The sequence below is a fragment of the Oleiphilus sp. HI0132 genome (assembly GCF_001635845.1).
On the sequence record NZ_LWGJ01000696.1, the window covers coordinates 1 to 678 of the forward strand.

The 678-nt window shown below is 49.4% G+C and carries 1 protein-coding gene; it reads left to right on the forward strand.

The window, feature by feature from the left end; translation table 11 throughout:
* A partial coding sequence (locus A3766_RS08285; protein WP_197479440.1) for an IMP dehydrogenase occupies window positions 1-671 on the forward strand: 671 nt, incomplete at its 5' end.
* Between the last annotated feature and the right edge of the window lie 7 nt (window positions 672-678).

Genomic DNA, 678 nt, shown 5'->3' on the forward strand with positions numbered 1-678 from the left:
ACCCGCAGGTGCAAGTGGTTGGTGGTAACATCGCAACAGCTGAAGCGGCGATAGCATTGGCTGAAGCAGGTGCAGATGCGGTTAAAGTCGGAATTGGCCCGGGCTCAATTTGTACGACACGAATTGTGGCTGGTATTGGTGTTCCTCAGGTTTCTGCGGTGGCTAATGTTAGTGCAGCTTTGAAAGAGCTTGATGTGCCTGTTATCGCTGATGGTGGTATCCGTTTCTCTGGTGATATTGCAAAAGCGATTGTAGCTGGCGCAAACAGTATTATGATCGGTAGTTTGCTAGCCGGTACTGATGAAGCCCCTGGTGAAATCGAATTATTCCAAGGTCGAAGCTATAAGGCTTATCGGGGAATGGGTTCTTTAGGAGCAATGGGCCAGTCTCAAGGCTCTAGTGATCGCTACTTCCAGGACATTAAATCTGGCGTCGACAAGTTAGTACCTGAAGGTATTGAAGGTCGTGTAGCGTGTAAGGGGCCGATGACTGCAATCATTCACCAGTTAATGGGTGGGCTTCGTTCTAGCATGGGCTACACAGGTAGTGGCGATATTGAAACGATGCGCACGGTACCGCAGTTTACCAAGATTACCGCAGCGGGCATGAAAGAAAGCCACGTTCACGATGTGACCATCACCAAGGAAGCACCTAACTATCGTGTTGGCTAGGCTTTAA